The organism is Arthrobacter sp. Y3223164 (genome assembly GCF_059091005.1).
On sequence record NZ_JBNHGF010000235.1, the window covers coordinates 1 to 4,541 of the forward strand.

At 68.2% G+C, this 4,541-nt stretch carries 5 protein-coding genes and 1 pseudogene; all 6 read right to left on the minus strand.

Annotation, left to right across the window (positions count from 1 at the left end; translation table 11 throughout):
* Positions 1–238 (minus strand): annotated as a pseudogene (locus tag AC5RUJ_RS11575) (hypothetical protein); the annotation flags it as partial.
* A 530-nt stretch (positions 239–768) separates the two neighbouring features.
* Positions 769–1,914 (minus strand): aspartate-semialdehyde dehydrogenase, encoded by a 1,146-nt coding sequence (gene asd, locus AC5RUJ_RS11580; protein ID WP_494000531.1) that lies wholly within the window; start codon positions 1,912–1,914, stop codon positions 769–771.
* 226 nt (positions 1,915–2,140) lie between these two features.
* Positions 2,141–2,755 (minus strand): dihydrofolate reductase, encoded by a 615-nt coding sequence (locus AC5RUJ_RS11585; protein ID WP_494128927.1) that lies wholly within the window; start codon positions 2,753–2,755, stop codon positions 2,141–2,143.
* On the minus strand, positions 2,752–3,513 hold the full coding sequence (locus AC5RUJ_RS11590) for a thymidylate synthase (RefSeq protein ID WP_494128941.1): 762 nt from the start codon (positions 3,511–3,513) through the stop codon (positions 2,752–2,754). The genes AC5RUJ_RS11585 and AC5RUJ_RS11590 overlap by 4 nt, the downstream gene beginning before the upstream one ends.
* 97 nt (positions 3,514–3,610) lie before the next feature.
* Entirely contained in the window at positions 3,611–4,018 is a 408-nt protein-coding gene (locus AC5RUJ_RS11595; RefSeq protein WP_494000529.1) for a GntR family transcriptional regulator, read from the minus strand.
* Positions 4,015–4,541, minus strand: a 527-nt coding sequence (locus AC5RUJ_RS11600; protein ID WP_494155892.1) for a hypothetical protein, incomplete at its 5' end; no start/stop codon positions are given. The genes AC5RUJ_RS11600 and AC5RUJ_RS11595, both read right to left, overlap by 4 nt.

The window sequence follows — 4,541 nt, forward strand, 5'->3', positions numbered from 1 at the left end:
AGTCGAGGGTCGACCAGTCGTCCAGGGCCGCGGGGTCGGTGCCGGCGAGCAGGCCGGCCAGTTCCGCCGGTCCCAGCTCCCGCCAGTCGTCCGCCCACCCCCGCGGGACCGGTGCCGGTTCGGCGGCACCATTGTCGGGCGCGGCACCATTGTCGGGCGCGGCACCATTGTCGGACGCGGCAGGGGTGCCGGAGGATTCCTCCGGCTCTTGTGCCTCGTCCAACGGTTCCGGTGACATGCTTCAACGCTACGCAGCCCACGCCGCGGGTAGAACGGGTCTTCGAGGAAAGTGCATAACCTGCCCCCGACAGCTGCCTGTGGAGGACAACTCAGCGGGCGGACGGCTGAACGGGGAACCCTCCTTCCCTGTGTAGGACAACTGAGCAGGCGGACGGCTGAACGGGGGGACCGTCCTTCCCTGTGTAGGACAACTCAGCCGGCGGACGGGCTGAACGGGGGACCGTCCTGCCCTGTGTAGGACAACTGAGTAGGTGGACGGCTGAACGCGGAGCCGTCCACTGCCTATGAAGGACGGGGCGCCCCTGACGTGGACAGCTCAGGATAGGGGCGGCGCAGCGAAATTTCTCCGTGCAGTCACGCCGCCGAAAAAGCGACCCTGCCAACAGCGGGAGCCCGCCCCTCAACAGCGGGAGCCCGTCCCTAAACAGCAGGAGCCCGTCCCCAAAGGGACGGGCTCCTCGTGGCCTCGGGCTACTATGGCTTTCGCGGCTCGCGGAGCGGCTCCGGCACTCCTGCCGGCCGCAGGTCCTAAAGGTTGCCGGTGGCGATGCGCAGCATGCGGCGCAGCGGTTCGGCCGCGCCCCACAGGAGCTGGTCGCCCACGGTGAAGGCGCTGATGTACTCGGGACCCATTTCCAGCTTGCGGATACGGCCTACCGGGATCTCGAGCGTGCCGCTGGCCGCCACCGGGGTCAGGTGCTCCATGGTGGCTTCCTTGGTGTTGGGAACCACGCGAGACCACTCGTTGTCGGCGTCGATGATCCGCTCGATTTCGGCCACCGGCAGGTCCTCGGTGAGCTTCAACGTCAGCGCCTGCGAGTGCGAGCGCATGGCACCGATGCGGACGCACAGCCCGTCGAACGGGATCCGCTTGTCGTCGCTCAAGCCCAGAATCTTGTTGGTCTCGGCGGGGGCTTTCCATTCTTCCTTGGACTGTCCGTTGCCCAGGTCCTTGTCGATCCACGGGATCACGGAACCGGCCAGCGGCACGCCGAACTGGGAGGCATCCAGTTCGGGGCTGCGCTGCTGGGCCAAAATCTTGCGGTCAATTTCCAGAATGGCGGAGGAGGGCTGCGCCAGTTCGTCGGCCACCGCGGCGTTCAGCGTACCGAACTGGTTCAGCAGTTCGCGCATGTGCCGGGCCCCGCCGCCGGAGGCCGCCTGGTAGGTCATGGACGTTCCCCACTCGACGAGGCCGTTCTTGAAAAGGCCGCCCAGGCCCATGAGCATGCAGGAGACGGTGCAGTTGCCGCCGATAAATTCCTTCACGCCCCGCGCCAGGCCGGCGTCGATCACGTCGCGGTTGACCGGGTCCAGCACGATGATGGAGCTGTCCTGCATCCGCAGGGTGGACGCCGCGTCTATCCACAGGCCGTCCCAGCCGGCGTCGCGCAGCTTCGGGTACACCTCGGCGGTGTAGTCGCCGCCCTGCGCCGTCAGGATGATCGGCAGCTTTGCCAGCGTCTCGATGTCGTACGCGTCCTGCAGCTTGCCCGCACCCGCAGCGAAGGACGGGGCGTCGCCGCCGGCGTTCGACGTGGAGAAAAACACGGGGTTGATGAGGTCGAAGTCGCCTTCATCCTGCATGCGCTGCATGAGGACGGAGCCGACCATGCCGCGCCAACCGATCAGGCCGACGGACTGGGCAGATGAAGTGGCTGCAGGGGAAGTCATGCATTCCATTTTACGGACCGGGTCAATTTAAGCGCTGTGAGTTACACGAGGTAGGCGCTGCGGGTTACACAAAGTAGGCGCGGCGGCTTACACAAGGTGGCGCTGTGAGTTGCCCAGAGTGGGTGGAGCGCAAGCGTCACAATGACGACGGCGGTGCCGGGAGCCGGCGATTCCCGGCCCGGCCTGTCCGCTCCGGCCGGGCCTACACGTAGGGCCTTAGGCGCTCCTACTCCGGGCCGCGGACCCAGAGTGAGATGCGGTAGCGGGTGCCGTTGGCCGCGGTGTACCAGTCCTCGGTGGGGCTGACGCCCTCGAACTTCCATTCCGGGCCGAGCTGCGGGGCGTACGTGTCCCCGTCCGTCTCCAGGTCGATGACCGTCACCGAGGCCGCGTTGGCGTGCTGCCTGGCGAGGTTGAAGATCTCGCCGCCGCCCAGGATCCAGATTTGGTCGCTGCCCGGGCTGGCCGCCGCCTCCGCCAGCGCGTCTTCGATGGTTTCGACAACGACGGCGCCCGCCGCGGTCAGCTGCCCGCGCAGTTCGGGCCGCCGGCTGACCACAATGTTGGTGCGCCCCGGCAGCGGCCGGTACTTGTCGGGAAAGGACTCCCAGGTCTTGCGTCCCATGATCACCGGATGGTTCAGCGTGGTCCGCTTGAAGTGTGCAAGGTCCTCGGGCAGGTGCCAGGGCATGCCGCCGTCGCGGCCGATGACGCCGTTGCTGGTCTGAGCCCAGATCATGCCGACCACCGGAGCGGAGAGCGACCCGGACCGTCCGGCCCCGAGCACGGCTTCGGCGACGCTGTCCGGGTAGGGGCGCGTGGCTGCGTGGTCGGCACTCATATGGCCACCGGTGCCTTAATGGCCGGGTGGTGCTGGTAGCCGGCCACCTCGAAGTCCTCCAGCGAGTAGTCGAAAATGCTCTCCGGCTTCCGCAGGATGTTGAGCGTGGGGTAGGGGTACGGGGCGCGCGACAGCTGCTCGCGGACCTGGTCCACGTGGTCGTCATAGATGTGCACGTCGCCGCCGGTCCACACGAAGTCGCCCGGCTCCAGGCCCACCTGCTGGGCCAGCATCAGGGTGAGCAGAGCATAGGAGGCGATGTTGAAGGGCACGCCCAGGAACATGTCGGCGCTGCGCTGATACAGCTGGCAGGACAGCCGGCCGTCCGCCACGTAGAACTGGAAGAACGCGTGGCACGGCGGCAAGGCCATGTTCTTGATCTCGGCCACGTTCCACGCGGACACGATGTGCCGGCGCGAATCCGGATTGTTCTTCAGGTCCTCGACCAGCTGGGCGATCTGGTCGATGTGTCCGCCGTCGGGCGTCGGCCAGGACCGCCACTGCACTCCGTAGACCGGGCCGAGCTCGCCGTCGGCGTCCGCCCATTCGTTCCAGATCTTGACCCCGCGCTCCTGCAGCCATTTCACGTTCGAGTCGCCGCGCAGGAACCACAGCAGCTCCAGCGCCACGGACTTAAAGTGCACGCGCTTGGTGGTGATCAGCGGGAACCCCTGGGCCAGGTCGTAACGGAGCTGGCGGCCGAAGACGCTGCGGGTGCCGGTGCCGGTGCGGTCGGATTTGGCCGTGCCGTTGGCCATGACGTCGCGCAGCAGGTCCTCGTACGGGGTGGGAATCGCGTTCACAGCGTCCAGTGTAGTTGAGGGGTGCTGCGGCGGCTGCCGAGGGACGGCAGGCTCACGGTGCGTCCGGTGCGAACCCGCGCGGGCGCCGCAACTGGCCGCGCACCAGGTTCAGGACCGTCTCATCGTCCAGTCCCGCGTCCCGGGCGGCGCGCACCAAATGTACGACGGCGAGGCCCACCTCGGCGGAACCGGCTGCGGTTTGGTGCGTGGCGGCTGCCGTGTCAGCCACGGTAGTGCCATGGCGCCGGCGGCTGACGAGCAGGCCCGCGGCCTCAAGCTCCTTGTACGCACGGGCCACGGTGCCGGCGGCCACACCCAGATCTGCGGCCAGGCTGCGCACCGGGGGCAGGCGTTGTCCGGCGGCCAACGTGCCGACGGCGATGAGCGAGGCGACCTGGCTGCGGATCTGTTCGTACGGGGGAGTCGGTGCCGCCAGATCCACCCGGATCTGGGTGCTCACGGTGTTCGGTCCTGGCGAACAGCGGGCTCGTCGCGGTCCCGGCCGGGGTCGCGCGGCCCGCCGACGGCGTTGCCGGAGTGTTGCGTGACGGCGTGGCCGACATAGCTGGCCATCGAACGGCGCGGCCGCGATGCTCCCGGTAGAAGCGCCAGCACGATGGCGGCCAGGTAGAGCACGGCCGTGGTGATGCGGAGCGCTGTATGCAGGCCGGGGGAAAGCTGGTGGAGGTAGGACGAGATGCCGCCGTCCAGGAACCAGCCCCAAGCCGCCGGATGTGCGTTGAGCAGTTGGGCGGTCAGGGCGAACAGCCCGGCGGCGGTCATCCGCGCAACGCGGAAGCCGGAAACGCAGCGGAGCAAGTTGTCCGCCTCCGGAGTTGCCTCGAACAGAGGGGGACGGCGGTGCACCAACAGGACGGCCGCTGCCCCGAGCAAGAGCAGGGCAAGACCGGCCACGGCGAAGGCTGCCAGCAGGTCGGGCTGTCGGCCCGGGGCGGCGGCATTGAAGCCGACGGCGACGGCCA